We start from the raw sequence: 17,348 nt of genomic DNA, 5'->3' as shown, positions 1-17,348 counted from the left end.
GGGAACTGAACCTCCAAATCTAGCGCTGGAACCCGGGCAGCCGGGCGAGCAACCACTGCAGCGGGTTGCCGACGAAGGCGCGGGTGACGAAGGTGTCGTGCGCGGCATCGGAGGCAAGCAAGGCAACCGTCCCGGCTTCGAGACGGCGTGGCGGATCGGAACCGGCGTTAATGCCCCGGCCCGCCAGCAACTGCCTGATCTCTGCATTGCCGGAGGCCGAGGATTTGCCATAAGCGCTGACGAAGAAACGCTTCCGGTGCTGCGCGACCCAGTTGGCGAAGATCTCGGCCTCGTCGAAGACGGCGTCGAGCAGGAGGACGCCGAGCAGGCGGCCGCTGATGTCGCCATTCCTGAGTACGAAAGCCGTCGGGTTGTAGCCGCCGCTATAGGCGACCAGCACCACGGGCATGGCGTCGAACCTTGCCGCCTTGGCGCCGCTCAACTTGGCCAGGCCTTGCGCTGCCTCGGCCATGAATCTGGCAAAATAGCCCGGTGTCCAGAAATTGCCGGCGCTGGAATCCTGTGCATTGCTGGCGAATTGCGGCGCCACCAGCACGGCGTTGAGGCCGGACGCCTCGACCTGCGCCACGACCCGCTGGCGGCCGACGACATCGCGCTGCAAGGTCGCGCCGTTGCCATGGAAGAACACGACGATGACTGCCGGCTTTGCCAGATCGAAACCTTTTGGCACGGCCAGCAGCGTCGAGCGATCGGAATAGGTCTCGTCTTCCCAATAGATGCCGCCGCGCGGCGAGGTGTGGCCGCGCCTTCCGTCCGCCGCCGTCACGTCGAGAAACGGCGCGGAGCCATCGGGCAGCTTACCCCGGTAGGGAAAGGGTGACGCCTTGAACGGCACGATGGTTGAGATGGCCTTGTGCAAGCGCGCCCCCTGGCTTGCCACCGGAAACGCCGCCGTGGCCAGCAGTCCGGCAACGATGGCGCGCCGGTCCGGCATCAGGCCGCCACCAGCCGCACACCAGGCGCCTTCGACGGCAACAGCACGGCGAAGAAGGCAGGGATGGCGATGAGATAGGCGATCGCCGACCATTGCAGCACGGCGCTCAGCCCGAAGCTGGTGGCGATGATCGGCACGGCAGCGGAGCCGATGACCGAGAAACAGCCATTGATGCCCCAGGCCCAGACGAACAGATGCTCCTTGCCGAGCCGCGCCAGCCAGGTCATGGCGGTGGCCATCGGCATGCCCATCAGGAAGGCCGGTGGCGACACCAGCAGGAAGCAGAGCAGCAGTCGCACCGCATAGGGATAGGCGCCGATCCAGTCGAGCACCGGCGACAGATAGAAGCCATAGGCGAACAGCAGCACGCAGACCGCCAGCAGCACGACGGGCAGCAGCGTCCTGGCGCGGTCGAAGATACGCTCGGCGAACAGGCTGCCGAGCCCGGAAAACACCAGCATCGAGGAGATCAGCACCGAGGCCGACACGGTCGGATTGGCGAGCGCCACGGTGAAGCGGCTGATCAGCCCGACCTCGACCATGATGTAACCGAGGCCGAGACAGGCGAAATAGAGGATGGTGCCGAGCTTGCCGCGCGAGCGCGAGAACACGATGCGCCAGCCGAAAATGACCGGCAGCAGCACCAGCGAAGCCGCCGTGATGCAGGCGATTCCGAGCGTCGCCCAGATCAGCAGGTAGCCCCAATCGTCCTGGAACAGGTCAAGCCGGTCCAGCGTGCGCGGCAGGTCGGCGACCTTCACATAGGCAGCGAAATAGGGCTGGTCGTTGCTCAGCGCTCGTGCGTCGAAGACATAATCGCTGGCAAGCTTCTGCCAGCCACCGGTCAAGAGCGCATGCCAGGTCATGCGCTGCAGTTCCGTCGCCGGCAACACCTGCGGGCCGGCCTCACCGCCGGCGCCGGCACAGGCATCGAGCGTCGGATCGGCAGGAGCCGTCGGATCGCAGTCGGGGTTTGCGGGCGCGGTAGCGTCGGCTGGCGCTGTCGCATCGGCGGCGGGCTGCGTCAGCGTCGCGTCCTGTCCGCTGCCGAAGATCGAGGCGCGGTAATCGTCGAGCACCTTTTGCGCGCCCGAACCGTCATAAACCATTCCCGGATAATAGACTTCCTCCCAGGACATCGACCTGGTGTAGTCGCACAGCGTCTTGATTTCGGCCTCGGTGAAACCGCCGCGCTTGAACAGCACCGTTGTTGTCGACAGGTAGCTCGACACGGCGAAGATGTCGTTGGCCGCGCCTTGGCTGTCGAACGTCCTGGCCGCCTCGGCGATGGTCGAATAAAGCTTCAGCACCGATTTCGGCGGCTCTTCCTTGTTCCACAAGGTCACCGACAGCACGCCGCCATCGGCCAGCGCGTGCATGTAGCTCAGCATCGCCTCATGCGTGTAGGCGTATTTCTCCGAAATGGCGAAGCCGCCTGGATTGGACAGGCCGACGCTGTCGGCGAGGCTGAGGTCGATGACGTCGTAGCGCTCTGTCGTGTTGGCAAGGAACAGTCGCCCGTCATAGTCGATCACCTTGAGCCGCGGCTCGGCCAGGATGTCGCCGGTCACGTCCTTCAGCACCGGATCGCGGAACGCCCGCAACGTCATCGGGTTGCTCTCAGCGACGGTCACCGAGGTCGATCCGGCATTGAGTGCGGCCTGCGTCGAGATACCGCCGCCGAACTGCACGACGAATGTCTTGGGCTTGTCCTTGATCACATAGGGATAGTGCATCGGCAGGTAGCGGAAATAGACCTGCTCGGCCGGCGCCAGATTGCGCATGATGCCTTCCGGCCCGTCGCCGTCGCGGTACATGCCGACATAGGTGTTGGCCGGAACCTCGGGCATGCCGAAGGCGGCGTTGTCGCTCAGGCCCGGCGCGAAATGCATGTAGGAACTGGCATAGACCTGCAGGTCGCCGAACGGCGAGACGCTGCGGTAGATGCGCTTGCCGTCGGGAAAGTTGCGGGCATAGGCGACGCCCTTGTACTGCGACACGGCGATGTCGGGTATGCCAAGCAGGCCGGGCAGCACGAGATAGCCTGATATCGACAGCGCCGCGACGACCACGCCGGCGACGACACTCTTCCAGGCGCCGAACGCGAAGAACCACAGCAGCGACCCGGCCGCCCACAAAAGCAGCGGCACGACGATGATGGTTTCCGGCGCGAACAGATAAAGCGATACCAGAACCACGAGGCCGGCCAGCCCCGAGCCGGTAAGGTCGGCGAAATAGACCCGGCCGAACGCGGTGCGGCTTTTCAGGAAGACGATGCCGAGGAAGAACGCGCCGGCCAGGAACGGCAGGAGATAGAGCAGGAAATTGGCGAGCAGCCGCCATTTCTGCGCCGGGTCGGAAACCAGGAAGATGGCGTTGAACGGCACTGTCTGGGCAACGAGGTTGGAGCCGACAGCGAGCGGGCCGATCAGCAGCAGGGCCGCCGTGGCGGCCCCTTGCCAATGGCGGTCGAACCAGCCCTTGCCGGCGAAGATGACGACGCTGGACAAGGAGAAGCCGAGCATGGCGAGGCTGACCACCAGCGAGCCGAAATGCGACCAGCTGCCGACGGCGAACACCCGCATGACCGCGATCTGCAGCGCGATGATCGCGCCGGCGATCAGCCCGACCGCCAGATAGTGCGCGAGCCGCGGCGCCTCCAGCGAGGCGATGCTTGGCCGAGAGGTCGATACGACAGCCGTCATTCAAGCCCCTTGATGCGGCGGTTCAGCTCAACAGGCTTGGACCGGCGCGGCAACTCATCCGTTGTGCGTGCCGACGATCTGGTCGCCTTCCAGCTTGGTGAACGGCACGAACGGCACCACCTTGCCATTGTAGATGTCCGAGCGGACGATGTTGAACGTGCCGTCGGCAAGCTGCTGCTTGATCACCTTGAGCACATGCTGGGCACCCGGCGGACCGACCGGAATGACCATGACGCCATTGGGCTTGAGCTGCTGCAGCAGCGACGGCGGGATGTGGTCGATGCCGCAGGTGACGATGATCTTGTCGAACGGGCCGACGCTCTCCCAGCCATAATAGCCGTCGGCATTGCGGCTGGTGACGGAGCCGAACACGCTGTAGCCGCGATCGATCAGCGCGTCATAGGTGCGGCGGGTGCGCTGGGCCAGCGGATTGATGATCTCGATCGTGTGGACCTTGTCGGTGAGATTGGCCAGATAGGCCGACTGGTAGCCGGAGCCTGTGCCGACCTCGAGCACGGCTTCGCCAAACTGCACGTCGATAGCCGTCGTCATGCGCCCGACGAGGTGCGGGCCGGAAATGGTCACGCCGTAGCCGATGTCGAGGAAGGCATGATCATAGGCGCGCGCCAGATTCTGCGGCAGCACGAACTCCTCGCGCGGCGTGGCGAGGAAAGCACGCTTGTTGCGGTCGTCCAGCACGTCCTTGTTGTAGACCATGATCTGGAAGCGATCGAATCGCTCGGCCAGGAACTTCGGATCCTCGCCCCGATTGGCCACCATCCAGTCGATGAACGATTTTTTGTCGTTGAATGGGAGTTCGGCGTTGCGGTCGTAGGGGACCGGCACATTGGCCCTGACCGAGGCCGGAAGAATGGAAAACGCCGCAGCACCCGCCGACAGCGCCAAGAAGTCCCGACGCTTCATGGAAAAAGCCTCCAAAAGTGGCCTTTGCCACCCCAAAACCAAGCACTTTAATCCGATTGCACCGCCTCCCAAAACGAGTCAATGGCCGTCGGAAGGCAGCCGCCCGGCCTGGGATTTTGTGGCAGTAGGGCAACAGTTTGGCCGGTCGACGGGGCCTTTTTCAGCCGAAGCGATCGGCAAGCACCCTCACCCGGCGTGATCCCGGGTGGCTTTTTGCTGATTTGGCGCAGGCCGTTTTGCTTGACTCGGCCGCCAAAAACAGGCAGCAAACTTGCTTCGGAAGGGCTGCAATACCGCGTGCATGATCGTGGACGAGCCTTTTTTGGCACAAAGTCCACGTCTCTTGGTTGGTTTTGAGAGGGATTGGTTAACCAACTTTGTCCATATTTTGAAGCAATCGGCAACCAACGACAGGCGCGGCAAACGCGTCGGGGACCACCTGGGATCACTCACAGAATGGTCGTCGCGGCTGACAAGGCCACGTACGGGGAAAACCGATTGGAGCAAGATTGGTTGCATGGCGTTGTCGAGTAAACGAAAAATAATCTGGGACCAGCGCGAGGGCGGCGAGTTCGTCGATGCGCCGCGCATCCCTTCCTTCAACCCGCAACGGATGGTCCGCTGGGTCGCGGTGCCCGGTGTCAGCGCTGCCGTCGGCCTCTGGCTGATCGGCACCATGGCCGGCCTCAGTTCCGTCGGCGCCTCGCTGTCGGCGACATCGGGCGGCCTGCCGCAGACGCTGTCCATGCCTGGCTCGCTGGCGCTGGCCGATCCGCTGAAGCAGCATTTCCTCAGATCCTCGGCGCCCTTCGTACTCGCCAATGCCCATGGCGGCGCGCAGGCCCTGCATGACCACGCAGTGCAATGCGGCGCCAGTTGCTTCAAGCTGGCCCGCGTGAGCCCGCTGGCGGAGAAATCCGCGCGCCTCGTGGCGCAGGCAAAGCCGGAACAGCCAATTTTGAAGTCGAAGGCGCAGGAGCGTTTCGAACGCGTGGAAGCGTCGCTGTCGCCGACCAAGCTTGCCGCCGTCTTTGCCGGTGCCGGCAAGCCTGTTGCCACGGCCGACGCCCGCCCGGTGATTTCCAAGGCCGCGCCGCATATTACCGAGGCATCGCTGGTGCCCTCCGTTCAGGTCATGGCCAGCCTGTCTGATGACATACCGGCTCCGGCAGCGGAACGTTTCGCTCGTGCCGATACCGGTTCCGTTGTCGTGCAGACCGCGCCCGCGCCGATGGGCCTTGCCCAGTCGGAGACGCCTGACAACGCGCAACTGGCGCTGGCCCTCGTGCAGTCGATGCCCGTCGAGGATGAGGCATTCGCCTCGCCACTGCCGATGACCGAATCCTCAGCCGATGTCGCGGTTGCGCCTGTCGAGACCCAGCAGGAACAGCCCGGCGACGCCGCCTCCTTGCCGGATGCGCTGACCGACGACGTGCCGCTGCCGACCCGTCGCCCGCAATATGACGCGCCGCAACCCAAGGCCGTGGAGCAGGATGAGCCGGCTCCGCAGCCCAGGATTGCTCAGCCCAAGCTCGCCCAGCAGAAGCCGGCGCCGCAGGCAAAGCCGGTCCAGCAAGCCCAGCCGGCAAGGCCGGCCCGCGCCGGCCGGTCTGGCGAAGGCGGCGACGTGCTGGCCTACGCCAAGCCGGACACGCCCTCTGGCGGCCTTGGCCAGGCATTCAGGAACCTGTTCAACGGGCCGACCGCCGGAAGCGGAGCCGGCCACGGCGTCGCCGTCTATGACATCAGTGCCAAGACCGTCTACATGCCCGACGGCCAGCGGCTCGAGGCACATTCGGGCCTCGGCGCCATGGTCGACCAGCCGCGCTATGTCGACGTCAAGGATCGCGGCCCGACGCCGCCCAACACCTACAATCTGTCGCTGCGCGAATCCCGCTTCCATGGTGTCGAGGCCATACGCCTGACGCCGGTGAATGGCGGCAACAAGTACAACCGCAACGGCCTGCTCGCCCACACCTACATGCTGCGCGGCGGCCGCGCCGAGTCCAATGGCTGTGTCGTCTTCCGGGACTATGCCCGCTTCCTCGCCGCCTTCAAGAAGGGCAAGGTCACGCGGCTCGTCGTGGTGCCGCGCCTGAACGGATCGGCGACCCGCGTGGCGACGGACAACGCGCGCGGCGCCTGACCGCGACAGGCAGGCAATCCTTGGCACTGCCTCCTCCTGACAGCCTTCTGTCAGGAGCTGCATCCGGGCATGCGGCTTGCCTCATCGCGCTCTTTCCATTTTCGCCAAGACCTCCCATATTCGGGTCATGGCCAAATCCCCCGATAAAAGAACGCCGCCGACGGCGAATGACGACCGCGCCGCACCGAAGCGGCGCAGCCCGCTGACCGATTTCCTCGACGCCTCGGAACCGCTGCACAGGGGCGGCTTCGCCGAGATGCCGCAGCCTGAACTCTCGGGCACGCCGCTGAGCGGTTCGATCGCAGATTGGGCCGAACAGATCGAGCAGGAGGCAGAACGCGAAGGGCGCCAGGTCGGCAAGGGCGACGGCGGCAAATCGCCAAAGCCGTCGAAGAAGATCCCCGAACGCTCCGCCGCGCCCGGACGCACGGCACGCGGCACCTCGATGGGCGGCGCGGCCACCGCCCGCGAACGCGCGGCGGCGGGCCTCAATCCGGTCGCCGGCCTCGATGTTTCGCTCGAAGAAGCCGAGACGATGACGTCGAGCGGCGTCACCGCTACGGTCGCAGCTCTGTCGGCACTGATCGAATCCGGCAACCCGCTGCACAAGGACGGCGTCCTGTGGACTCCGCACCGCCCCGCCCGGCCGGAAAAGTCCGAAGGCGGCATCGCCATCAAGATGGTGTCGGATTTCGAACCGGCCGGCGACCAGCCGACCGCGATCAAGGATCTTGTCGAAGGCGTCGACAACAGCGACCGCACCCAGGTGCTGCTTGGCGTCACCGGTTCCGGCAAGACCTTCACCATGGCCAAGGTGATCGAGGAGACGCAGCGCCCCGCCCTGATCCTGGCGCCCAACAAGACGCTGGCCGCGCAGCTCTATTCCGAGTTCAAGAAATTCTTTCCCGACAACGCGGTGGAGTATTTCGTCTCCTATTACGACTACTACCAGCCGGAAGCCTACGTCCCGCGCACCGACACCTTCATCGAGAAGGAATCCTCGATCAACGAGCAGATCGACCGGATGCGCCATTCGGCGACACGGTCTCTGCTCGAGCGCGATGACGTAATCATCGTCGCCTCGGTGTCCTGCATCTACGGTATCGGCTCGGTCGAGACCTATACGGCGATGACCTTCCAGATGCAGATCGGCGACCGGCTCGACCAGCGCGCTTTGCTCGCCGATCTCGTCGCCCAGCAATACAAGCGCCAGGACATCAATTTCGTGCGCGGCTCGTTTCGCGTGCGCGGCGACACGATCGAGATCTTTCCGGCCCACTTGGAAGACCGCGCCTGGCGCATCTCGATGTTCGGCGACGAGATCGAGCAGATCACCGAGTTCGATCCGCTGACCGGCCAGAAGACCGGCGAGCTGAAAAGCGTCAAGATCTACGCCAACTCGCACTATGTGACGCCGCGCCCGACGCTGAACCAGGCGATCAAATCGATCAAGGAAGAACTCAAGCACCGGCTGGTGGAACTGGAGCGGGCCGGCCGCCTGCTCGAAGCACAGCGGCTGGAGCAGCGCACCCGCTTCGACCTCGAAATGCTGGAAGCCACCGGCTCCTGCGCCGGCATCGAGAACTATTCGCGCTACCTCACCGGCCGCCAGCCGGGCGATCCGCCGCCGACCCTGTTCGAATACATTCCCGACAATGCGCTGGTCTTCATCGACGAAAGCCACGTCACCGTGCCGCAGATCGGCGGCATGTATCGCGGCGACTTCAGGCGCAAGGCGACGCTGGCCGAATATGGCTTCCGCCTGCCCTCCTGCATGGACAACCGGCCGCTGCGTTTCGAGGAATGGGACGCCATGCGCCCGCTCTCCGTCGCCGTCTCGGCGACACCCGGCGGTTGGGAAATGGAACAATCCGGCGGCGTTTTCGCCGAGCAGGTCATTCGCCCGACCGGCCTGATCGACCCGCCGGTCGAGGTGCGCCCGGCGAAAAGCCAGGTCGACGATGTTGTCGGTGAGATCCGCGAGACCACCGCCGCCGGCTACCGCACGCTGGTCACGGTGCTGACCAAGCGCATGGCCGAGGATTTGACGGAGTACCTGCACGAGCAGGGCGTGCGCGTGCGCTACATGCACTCCGACATCGACACGCTCGAACGCATCGAGATCCTGCGCGATTTGCGCCTCGGCGCCTTCGACGTGCTGGTCGGCATCAACCTTCTGCGCGAGGGCCTCGACATCCCCGAATGCGGCTTCGTCGCCATTCTCGACGCCGACAAGGAAGGATTCCTGCGTTCGGAGACCTCGCTGATCCAGACCATCGGCCGCGCCGCCCGCAACGTCGACGGCAAGGTCATCCTCTATGCGGACCAGGTCACCGGCTCGATGGAGCGCGCGATGGCCGAGACCAACCGCCGCCGCGAAAAGCAGATGGAATGGAACGCCGCCAACGGCATCACGCCGGAATCGGTCAAGTCGCGCATCTCGGACATTCTCGACTCGGTCTACGAAAAGGACCACGTCCGCGCCGACATCTCGCAGTTCACCGACAGCGCCGGCGCCATGATGGGCAACAACCTCAAGGCCCATCTCGACGCCATGGAGAAGCAGATGCGCGACGCCGCCGCCAATCTCGACTTCGAGAAGGCCGCCCGCATCCGCGACGAGATCAAGCGTCTGCGCGAGATGGAACTCTCGATCTCCGAAGACCCGCTTGCCAAATACGCCGACATGGAAAGCCCGGTCTCGGGCCGCGAAAAAGGCAAGCACAACAAGGGCGTGGCCAAGCACCGCACGGCGGAGGAACAGGAGCGTTTCCGCAAACTCGACGAAGCACGTGCCGCCGAAGAGGCAGCCAAGGCGGCCCGGCCCAACCTCTTCCGCAAGCCGGCGCTTGACGAGATGGGCGCCGATGGCGCCGTGCCGGTGAAGAAGCCGCTCTTCGCCAAACCATCGATTGACGACATGGGGCCGGGCACCGACATGCCGACGCCGGCGGGTGCTGTGTCGCGCTCGCTGTTCAAGAAACAGTCCGCCCAGGAAGCACACGGCTCCGATTTCGGCATTCCCGGCGAGCCGGTCAAACCGCTGTTCAAGAAAAACTCGCTCGACGAGATGACGGTGCGGCGCACCGAAAAGCCGGTCGAAGGAAAGGTGCCGGCAAAGCCCCAGCCGATCTCCGCTCAAGTGGTGGCCGGCAGGACGGAGGGGGTGGCGAAGGAACGCGACGATTCCGCCAAACCAATCGTTCGCCAGCGCGCGGGTATCGGCTCCTACGAGGACCCAGGCGACGCCCGCCGCGAAAAGCGCCGGCCGGACAAGACAGGCAGGCCGGGGAAGTAGAGCGCCTCTTCCTTCTCCCCCTTGTGGGAGAAGGTGGATCGGCGCGTAGCGCCGAGACGGTTGAGGGGTGTTCCAGCGGAGCGAGGCGTTGGTGTTCCCTGGAACACCCCTCATCCGACCGAGTTTTGCTCGGCCACCTTCTCCCACAAGGGGAGAAGGAAAAGCGCGCTCCACTTGCCTCCACCCCCGCCTTTGGTGTAATCGCTCCACACACTCAATCGTCTTGTCTTGAAAGGAGGGCTCACGTGTTTACGTTTTTTCGTCACCATCGTCAGCGTGGCCCGATTTCTGCCCTGCGAGCTAGCTTGCAGGGCTGACCAGGGACGGTCCGGGGTTTTTCCCGCTTCGATTTTTTGGTCTGCCCTTCGTGGTGCGCAACGCCGAGCCTGATGGCCAGCACGTGCACCGTCAAAGTGCATCCGGAGATGTCTCCGGCAAGACCAGAGAAATCAAAATGGCCCTGATCAGCCTCAAATCCCTCGGCGTCACCATGAGTGCGCCGCTTTTCGCTCACCTCGACCTCACCATCGGCACTGGTGACCGGCTCGGCATCGTCGCCGCCAATGGCCGTGGCAAGTCGACCTTGCTGAAATGTCTGACCGGCGAGATGGAACCGACCTCCGGCGACATCACCCGCACGCGCGGCCTGCGCGTCGGCCATGTCGAGCAGGCCGTTGCCCCTGCCCTGCTCGGCCGCACCTTCCATCAGGTGGTGGCCGACGCCTTGCCGCCCGAGCAGGCCGACAGCGAGATGTGGCGCGTCGACGTGGTGCTGGATTCGCTCGACGTGCCTGAACCGATGCGCGAACGGGAAATGCGGGCGCTGAGCGGCGGCTGGCAGAGGCTGGCGCTGATTGCCCGCGTCTGGGTCACCGATCCCGACGTGCTGCTGCTCGACGAGCCGACCAACCATCTCGACCTTGCCCGCATCAGCCAGCTGGAAGGCTGGCTGAACGCCCTGCCGCGCGAAGTGCCTGTTGTCATCGCCAGCCACGACCGCGCCTTCCTCGACGCCACCACCAACCGGACGCTGTTCCTGCGGCCGGAGCAGTCGCCGGTGTTCGCGCTACCCTACTCCCGCGCCAGGCAGGCGCTCGACGAAGTCGACGCCTCTACGGCTCGCAAGTTCGAGCGTGACATGAAGGTCGTCCAGCAGTTGCGAAAACAGGCCGCCAAGCTCAACAACATCGGCATCAATTCCGGCAGCGACCTTTTGACGGTGAAAACCAGGCAGCTCAAGGAACGGGCGGAAAAGCTGGAAGAGGCGGCGGTATCAGCGCATCGCGAGAAATCGGCCGGCGCAATAAAACTGGCCAATCGCGGCACCCACGCCAAGGTGCTGATCACGCTCGACGATGCGGCCGTCGAAACGCCGGATGGCGCGCTGCTGTTCAGGACCGGCAAGCGCCACATCTGCCAGGGCGACCGCATCGTGCTGCTCGGCCGCAATGGCGTCGGCAAGTCGCGCTTCGTCAGCCTGATCCGCAACGCCATCGTCGAACCCGACACGATCGAGAATGTGAAGGTGACGCCGTCGACGGTGCTCGGCTACAGCGACCAGGCGCTGTCGGGCATCAGCAGCGACGACACGCCGCTGGCGATGGTGTCGCGCCGCTACGATGTCGGCGAACAGCGCGCCCGCTCGCTGCTTGCCGGCGCCGGCGTGGTCATCGAGATGCAGGAGAAAAAGATCGGCGTCCTGTCCGGCGGCCAGAGGGCGCGGCTGATGATGCTGGCGCTGAGGCTCGCCAACCCCAACTTCTACCTGCTCGACGAACCGACCAACCATCTCGATATCGATGGCCAGGAAGCGCTGGAGGAAGAATTGCTCAAGCACCAGGCCAGCTGCGTCCTCGCCTCGCACGACCGCTCCTTCATCCGCGCCATCGGCAACCGCTTCTGGCTGATCGAGAAGCGGCGCCTGACCGAGGTCGAAGACCCCGAGGACTTTTTCCGCGAAGTGGCTGAAGCGGGTGGTTAAGGCGATGCCTCGGCCGGGCCGGCATTCGAGCTTGCCGGCCCGCACTTTCCCGCCAACCGAAAAAGGCGCATCCTGAAGGTTCCGCAAGCCGAGGGAGGAGACCGGTCATGCGCGCGGTGGACGTCGTCAAAACCCTTTATGATGCCTATGCGAAACGCGACATCGTGGGCGCGCTGGCCCACTGCTCCGACGATGTCGTCTTCCGCTGGGTCGCCGAACCGCAGGCGCCTTATATCGGGACGGGCAACGGCAAGCAGGAATTCCTTGCCCGCCTCATGGCGCTCGACGGTGATTTCGAATACCGGAACTTCGTCCCGGTGGAGATTATCGACGGTGGCGACAAGGTCGCGGCGCAGGTCGAAATCCATTTGACGCGAAAAACCACCGGCAAGGAATTCGTCATGCGCGCCGCCAACTTCTGGACCCTGCGCGACGGCAAGGTCATCGAGATGGTGGAGTATTACGACACGGCACTGGCCGCCTCGGTCATCTGAAATAATTTCGACGACCTGTCGGATCGCCTGAACCTGCCTCGTCCTTGGGATGCCTACACGATGATGCCGGCATCAACCCAGGGAGAACCTTGTCATGTCCGTCCTTTCATCCATCGGTCGCATCGCAACCCAATATGCGGCGGCACGTGCCCGCCATCGCAGCGAACGCATCCTGCTCTCGCTGCCAGCCGAACTGCGCAAGGACATCGGCTTTCCGGAACTCTTCGACGCCCAGAACAGCCGTCGTGCAACCACCTTCACGGCCAAGGTCATATGACCGCGAGCAGCCTGTCCATGCGATTGTCGCTCAAAACCTCCGGTTGCCCGGTGTGTCCGGGCCCGGCCCGCTAAAAAATTTTCGCGGCCGTGTAGAATTGCCGTCACCTCGTGCGTCCTAGGCTTTGCAAGGCCAAGCCAAACGCAAAGAGGAGCAAGAAGACATGACCGACCAGACCCCACCACGAGCCGAAGTGCTTGGCGGACTGACCCCCTATCTGCAGGTCGACGGCGCCATCAAGGCCGCCGAATTCTACAAGAAGGCATTTGGAGCCGAGCAAGTCTTTGCCTATCCGGCCGACGAAAAAGGCCGCACCATGCACATCCACCTCCACATCAACGGCTCGACGCTGATGCTGGGCGACGCTTATCCCGAACACGGCCACCCGCATAAGGATGCGCAGGGCTACACGCTGCAGCTCCATCTCGGCAACCACGATATCGACGGCTGGTGGCAACGCGCCGTCGATGCCGGCTGCGAAATCGTGACGCCGCTGCAGGTGATGTTCTGGGGCGACCGCTGGGGCCAGGTGAAGGATCCCTTCGGCGTCGCCTGGGCGATGAACGCGCCAGTGAAATAGGTTCCCTGGCGAGCAGGCGTCGCCCGACAGGGCCGACGCGCTCACCGCGCCGGGTCGTACCCCCGCCGACCCGGCGCTCATTTTTCAACAGAGGAGTTTATCATGTCCTATGTCGATGGTTTCGTGCTTGCCGTGCCAAAAGCCAAACTCGACGATTATAAGAAGCTCGCCAACCTCGCGGGCCCCATATGGATGGAACACGGCGCGCTGGCCTATGTCGAATGCATCGGCGACGACGTGCCCTATGGCGAGGTGACTTCGTTTCCACGTGCCGTTCAGGCAACGGACGACGAGATCGTCGTCTTTGCCTGGGCGGTCTATGAATCCAGGCAAAGCCGCGATGCGGTGATGGCCAAGGTGATGGCCGACCCGCGCTTGACACCCGACTGGGGCCCCATGCCCTTCGATATGAAGCGCATGATCTTCGGCGGCTTCCAGCCGTTCATCGAGCTTTGAGCAGCTGAGCCCTCTCAGCTTCGTCATCCACGGGCGGAGCAGCCGCGAAGCGGCGTCGCGAAGACCCGAGGATCCATGCCGCGACCTCGATCGAAGGACGCAGCTGAGCAGAATTCTGTACCGTTTTCAATGATTTAACGTCGCGGCATGGATCCTATGGTCTGCGCCGCGTCGCTTTGCTCCTTGCTCCGCCATAGGATGACGAAGCGGTGAGGGCTCTGGCCCATCGCCGAACGATGCGCTAATCCAGCCTATCCAGCAGCGGCTTCAGCCGATCCCCATAGCGTTTCCACAGATCAACCGAGCCCTGATACATCGGCTGGCGCACCTGCGCGGCGGAAGCCGTGCGCACCGGCCGGTCGGTATCGTGGAAGGACAGCACGGCATCGTCCCATGGCAGGCCGAGATAGTCGATGAGGGCCCGGCTCTGCCCTTCCTGATCGGCGACGAAATCCTCGTAGCGCACATCATGCACGACGCCGGGCAGAACGCTGTGCCAATGCGCCATGATGTCGGTGTAGAGATTGTGGAAGTCAGCCAGTTCGCCCAGATCGTAGCCGTAGCGGTGGCTGTCGCCCCGGAAATGCACCTTGTAGATCGACAGGCAGGTTGCCGCCGCATCGCGGGCGCAGTGGATGATCCTGGCCTTCGGCATCATCATGTGGATGAAGCCGATAAGCAGGAAGTTGCCCGGCATCTTGTCGGTGACATGGCTGATATGCGGATAGCGGGCATGCAGCATGTCGAGATAGGCTTGGCCTGCCGCGGCAAAATCCGAATCGTCCACGTCCGATACACCCCAGGGGAAGCCACCCGGCATGGTCGACGGGAACTGATTCCCGACCACCTTCTTCAGGATGCTGAGCTCGCCCGCACCATAGACCTTCGGATGGCTGGCGATGATCTGTTCGACCAGCGTCGTGCCCGAACGCGGCATGCCGACGACGAAGATCGGCGCGTCATCGGTGATTGGGCTCGGTCTGTGCCTTTGGAAGAAGCCGGCATCGAACACCGTCTTCATCGCCTCGAAATCCGCACGCGTCCTGACGGGATCGTAGTTGATAACCTTGCGGCGAATAGCATTGCCTTCGGCGAAATAATCGAACGCCCTGTCATAGTCCTTCAAATCGTCATTGGCCTTGCCGAGGCCGAAGGACAGCTGCATGCGTGCCAGGCTGTCCTGCGGCGCCTTGGCGTGCTGGGCTTCCATGCCGGCCAATTCAGCATCGCGCTCCTTCTGGCGCTTGACCTGCGTCAGCATCAGCCAGGCCGTGGCCATGCCGGGATTGATCGCCAGCGCCTGTCGGAACAGATCGGCCGCTTCGTCGAGCTTGCCCTTTTCCATAAGCCCGACGCCGAGCCCGTGCAGCAGGTCGGCATCCTTGGGGCGAATGGTCAGCGACTCGCGAAAAGCCGCCAGCGCCTCATCCAGCCGCCCGGCTTCCTGCAGGGTTTCGGCAAGCCCGATGCGGGCGCGCACATGGAATGGATTGCGCGCGACCGTGCCGCGATAGATCTCTTCGGCCTCCTCGAACTGGCCGAGCTGATTCAGCGACGAGCCGAGATTGTCGCGCGCCGCGAGCTGGTCCGGCCGCAGATCGACCGCGCCACGGAAGAAATCGATGGCCGCGGCAACGCGGCCGAGGTCGCGCATCACCGTGCCGAAATTGTTGAGGAAATCGGGATTCGTGGGCTGCAGGCTCACGGACTGTTCGAGGAGATCCAGCCCTTCCTCACTGCGTCCGGTCTGATGCAGCAGCAGCCCCAGGAAATGGGCCGCGGCGGCGTGTCTGGGCTGACGCGCCAACACCTGCCGGTAGATTGACTCAGCCTCTTGCCGGCGCCCTGCCTGGTGCAGTTGCAGCGCCTGCTGCACATACTGGTCGAGGCCCAGCGGCGGTTGTCCGCCCGCGCCAGACCTGGCTCCCGCACCCGCCGCTCGTCTCTGATCTCTGTTAATGGGAAACCTGCCGTGTTTGTCCGCCTCCCGCGATCTAGGCCATTGGCGCGGCAGGTTCAAGTCTCCGTGTGGTTCCGCGGCCTTCCATCGCCATGAATGCGATCAGATCAGGCGGTTGGTCTCGGCGACCTGTCTGGCCCGCCTTATGGCGCCAACGGTATCTGCGATCGTTCGCCTTGCCGCCTCATCGCTTCTGATGGTCAGCCGTGCCGACTTGACGATCATAGGCTGGCCGGTCGGGCCAACGGCAATGGCGTGTATGGTGCCCGGCTTGGCGATAGGGTTGATCGCGACGGTCTTCCCTCTTGAGCCTCTTGTGGAATTCATGGTTTTGTCCTCATTTCGGAGTAAATAAAAAACGGCACGCAAGGGAAATACCCTTGCGAATTTTCAATATTTTTTGGAAATAATCCGAGACGGTAACAGAATTGCGCGAATATTCATAGCGATCTATTTTTCGATCCAAGTCGGAAAATTTCAGAAATCTACTTGAATAGACAGCCATATCGCTATATATAAAGAGGATCGTTTTGGCCAGAATTGGCATCTCGCGGCGTCAGAGGTTCTCGACCCGCCAAATCTCATTCCAAATCGTTGCTACCGGACGCGCCGCACCTTCGCCGCGCGACGATCTCTCAATACGCGAAAGACTGGATATGAACACCGGAACCGTGAAGTTCTACAATGGCCAGAAGGGCTTCGGCTTCATTCAGCCGGCCGATGGCGGCAAGGACGTTTTCGTCCATGTCAGCGCGCTGGAGCGCGCCGGTTTCCCGGGTCTTGCGGAAGGCCAGAAGCTTCAGTTCGAACTGGAGCGTGACGGCAAGGGCCGCGAGTCGGCCGCCAATCTGCAACTGATCTGATCAGGCCGAATTCGATGAACGCTGACCACGGATGTACTGGCAGCTCTCGAAACAGGCTTATTTCCAGCGATTGCCGGAAATAGGAAAGCGGGGCTTGTCCCCGCTTTTTTTGCATTCAGGCAGCGGTTTTACCTGACGCCCAACGCGTGGGCACATCAAGGCCAGGACAATGTCGGACCGAACCACCCATTCCATCGCGCATTTCGCTGCCCCCTTCGTGCTTGGCGGACTGGAGGGGCCGTTGCCGGCCGGCGACTACGACATCGATCAGGACGAAGAACTGATCGAGGGCGTGTCGCGCATTGCCTGGCGCCGCGTCGCCACTTTCATTCACCTGCCGGCAAGGGCGGTGAAGAACCCGAACACCAGCCAGCTTGTCGCCATCGACCACCTCGAACTCGAAAACGCGCTGAAGCGCGACCGGGAGAATGCAGCATGATCCGTTTCCAGCAGAATGCGCGCCCGCGCACAGACACCCCCTCTCATCTCTTCGCCATCGGCCAGACCGTGCGCATGAAAAGCCGTGGCGGCCTCCTCCTCAAGACGGCCGAACTGTTCGAGATCAAGAGCAGGCTGCCGGTCAAGGACGGCTCGCCGCAATACCGTATCCGCAGTGACCAGGAGACCCACGAACGGGTCACCACGGAAGACAATCTCGAACCGGCCGGCAATCCGGTGGCTGGCAACAATCCGGCGGCCTGAGACCCCA

Annotated in this window: 15 protein-coding genes; 10 read left to right on the top strand and 5 right to left on the bottom strand. The window is 63.5% G+C overall.

The features are described 5' to 3' along the window. Positions 1 to 19: 19 nt before the first annotated feature. Genes MesoLj_RS12385 through MesoLj_RS12375 form a run of 3 tightly spaced genes read right to left on the bottom strand, consistent with a single transcriptional unit; the run spans position 20 to position 4,584 of the window. The gene (locus MesoLj_RS12385; protein WP_202326152.1) at positions 20 to 955 is read right to left on the bottom strand and encodes a hypothetical protein; all 936 of its coding nucleotides are present in this window, start codon (positions 953 to 955) and stop codon (positions 20 to 22) included. Further along, entirely contained in the window at positions 955 to 3,660 is a 2,706-nt protein-coding gene (locus tag MesoLj_RS12380) for a hypothetical protein (RefSeq protein ID WP_202326151.1), read from the bottom strand. The genes MesoLj_RS12385 and MesoLj_RS12380 overlap by 1 nt, the downstream gene beginning before the upstream one ends. A gap of 54 nt (positions 3,661 to 3,714) precedes the next feature. Then, complete coding sequence (locus MesoLj_RS12375; RefSeq protein WP_202326150.1) at positions 3,715 to 4,584, bottom strand: protein-L-isoaspartate O-methyltransferase family protein; 870 nt, start codon at positions 4,582 to 4,584, stop codon at positions 3,715 to 3,717. 517 nt (positions 4,585 to 5,101) lie between these two features. Here MesoLj_RS12375 and MesoLj_RS12370 point away from each other — a divergent pair. From MesoLj_RS12370 to MesoLj_RS12340, 7 genes are all read left to right on the top strand, one after another. Further along, on the top strand, positions 5,102 to 6,730 hold the full coding sequence (locus MesoLj_RS12370; protein WP_202326149.1) for a DUF2778 domain-containing protein: 1,629 nt from the start codon (positions 5,102 to 5,104) through the stop codon (positions 6,728 to 6,730). 127 nt (positions 6,731 to 6,857) lie between these two features. Next, the gene (uvrB, locus tag MesoLj_RS12365) at positions 6,858 to 10,028 is read left to right on the top strand and encodes an excinuclease ABC subunit UvrB (protein ID WP_244735352.1); all 3,171 of its coding nucleotides are present in this window, start codon (positions 6,858 to 6,860) and stop codon (positions 10,026 to 10,028) included. Between the two features lie 454 nt (positions 10,029 to 10,482). Beyond that, on the top strand, positions 10,483 to 12,009 hold the full coding sequence (locus MesoLj_RS12360) for an ABC-F family ATP-binding cassette domain-containing protein (protein WP_202326148.1): 1,527 nt from the start codon (positions 10,483 to 10,485) through the stop codon (positions 12,007 to 12,009). Between the two features lie 107 nt (positions 12,010 to 12,116). Continuing rightward, the gene (locus MesoLj_RS12355) at positions 12,117 to 12,503 is read left to right on the top strand and encodes a nuclear transport factor 2 family protein (protein ID WP_140777240.1); all 387 of its coding nucleotides are present in this window, start codon (positions 12,117 to 12,119) and stop codon (positions 12,501 to 12,503) included. A gap of 94 nt (positions 12,504 to 12,597) precedes the next feature. Continuing rightward, positions 12,598 to 12,780, top strand: coding sequence for a hypothetical protein (locus MesoLj_RS12350; protein WP_056578894.1), 183 nt, complete (start codon positions 12,598 to 12,600; stop codon positions 12,778 to 12,780). A gap of 163 nt (positions 12,781 to 12,943) precedes the next feature. Continuing rightward, a complete protein-coding gene (locus MesoLj_RS12345; protein ID WP_202326147.1) occupies positions 12,944 to 13,360 on the top strand; it encodes a VOC family protein in 417 nt (138 codons plus the stop codon). Between the two features lie 102 nt (positions 13,361 to 13,462). Beyond that, a complete protein-coding gene (locus MesoLj_RS12340) occupies positions 13,463 to 13,816 on the top strand; it encodes a DUF1428 domain-containing protein (protein WP_140777245.1) in 354 nt (117 codons plus the stop codon). Positions 13,817 to 14,057: 241 nt separating this feature from the next. Here the strand turns inward: MesoLj_RS12340 and MesoLj_RS12335 are convergent, their stop codons facing one another. Both MesoLj_RS12335 and MesoLj_RS12330 read right to left on the bottom strand, forming a co-directional pair. Beyond that, complete coding sequence (locus MesoLj_RS12335) at positions 14,058 to 15,692, bottom strand: tetratricopeptide repeat-containing sulfotransferase family protein (protein ID WP_202326146.1); 1,635 nt, start codon at positions 15,690 to 15,692, stop codon at positions 14,058 to 14,060. A 186-nt stretch (positions 15,693 to 15,878) separates the two neighbouring features. After that, a complete protein-coding gene (locus MesoLj_RS12330) occupies positions 15,879 to 16,103 on the bottom strand; it encodes a hypothetical protein (protein ID WP_202326145.1) in 225 nt (74 codons plus the stop codon). Positions 16,104 to 16,432: 329 nt separating this feature from the next. Here MesoLj_RS12330 and MesoLj_RS12325 point away from each other — a divergent pair, with 329 nt between their 5' ends. From MesoLj_RS12325 to MesoLj_RS12315, 3 genes are all read left to right on the top strand, one after another. Then, positions 16,433 to 16,639, top strand: coding sequence for a cold-shock protein (locus tag MesoLj_RS12325; RefSeq protein WP_140777249.1), 207 nt, complete (start codon positions 16,433 to 16,435; stop codon positions 16,637 to 16,639). 169 nt (positions 16,640 to 16,808) lie between these two features. After that, positions 16,809 to 17,078, top strand: a complete 270-nt coding sequence (locus MesoLj_RS12320; protein WP_202326144.1) for a hypothetical protein — start codon at positions 16,809 to 16,811, stop codon at positions 17,076 to 17,078. After that, positions 17,075 to 17,341, top strand: coding sequence for a hypothetical protein (locus tag MesoLj_RS12315; RefSeq protein ID WP_202326143.1), 267 nt, complete (start codon positions 17,075 to 17,077; stop codon positions 17,339 to 17,341). Before MesoLj_RS12320 ends, MesoLj_RS12315 begins: the two co-directional genes overlap by 4 nt. Positions 17,342 to 17,348 lie beyond the last annotated feature (7 nt).

The sequence above is a fragment of the Mesorhizobium sp. 113-3-9 genome, assembly GCF_016756515.1.
Lineage (GTDB): Bacteria > Pseudomonadota > Alphaproteobacteria > Rhizobiales > Rhizobiaceae > Mesorhizobium.
This window is presented reverse-complemented; position numbering and strand designations above follow the sequence as displayed.

Bases quoted from the DNA above. Each gene is read 5' to 3' on its own strand.
- MesoLj_RS12340 (WP_140777245.1), top strand. From the start codon at position 13,463: ATGTCCTATGTCGATGGTTTCGTGCTTGCCGTGCCAAAAGCCAAACTC.
- MesoLj_RS12375 (WP_202326150.1), bottom strand. From the start codon at position 4,584: ATGAAGCGTCGGGACTTCTTGGCGCTGTCGGCGGGTGCTGCGGCGTTT.
- MesoLj_RS12370 (WP_202326149.1), top strand. From the start codon at position 5,102: ATGGCGTTGTCGAGTAAACGAAAAATAATCTGGGACCAGCGCGAGGGC.
- MesoLj_RS12355 (WP_140777240.1), top strand. From the start codon at position 12,117: ATGCGCGCGGTGGACGTCGTCAAAACCCTTTATGATGCCTATGCGAAA.
- MesoLj_RS12320 (WP_202326144.1), top strand. From the start codon at position 16,809: ATGTCGGACCGAACCACCCATTCCATCGCGCATTTCGCTGCCCCCTTC.
- uvrB (WP_244735352.1), top strand. From the start codon at position 6,858: ATGGCCAAATCCCCCGATAAAAGAACGCCGCCGACGGCGAATGACGAC.
- MesoLj_RS12360 (WP_202326148.1), top strand. From the start codon at position 10,483: ATGGCCCTGATCAGCCTCAAATCCCTCGGCGTCACCATGAGTGCGCCG.
- MesoLj_RS12380 (WP_202326151.1), bottom strand. From the start codon at position 3,660: ATGACGGCTGTCGTATCGACCTCTCGGCCAAGCATCGCCTCGCTGGAG.
- MesoLj_RS12350 (WP_056578894.1), top strand. From the start codon at position 12,598: ATGTCCGTCCTTTCATCCATCGGTCGCATCGCAACCCAATATGCGGCG.
- MesoLj_RS12330 (WP_202326145.1), bottom strand. From the start codon at position 16,103: ATGAATTCCACAAGAGGCTCAAGAGGGAAGACCGTCGCGATCAACCCT.
- MesoLj_RS12345 (WP_202326147.1), top strand. From the start codon at position 12,944: ATGACCGACCAGACCCCACCACGAGCCGAAGTGCTTGGCGGACTGACC.
- MesoLj_RS12325 (WP_140777249.1), top strand. From the start codon at position 16,433: ATGAACACCGGAACCGTGAAGTTCTACAATGGCCAGAAGGGCTTCGGC.
- MesoLj_RS12315 (WP_202326143.1), top strand. From the start codon at position 17,075: ATGATCCGTTTCCAGCAGAATGCGCGCCCGCGCACAGACACCCCCTCT.
- MesoLj_RS12385 (WP_202326152.1), bottom strand. From the start codon at position 955: ATGCCGGACCGGCGCGCCATCGTTGCCGGACTGCTGGCCACGGCGGCG.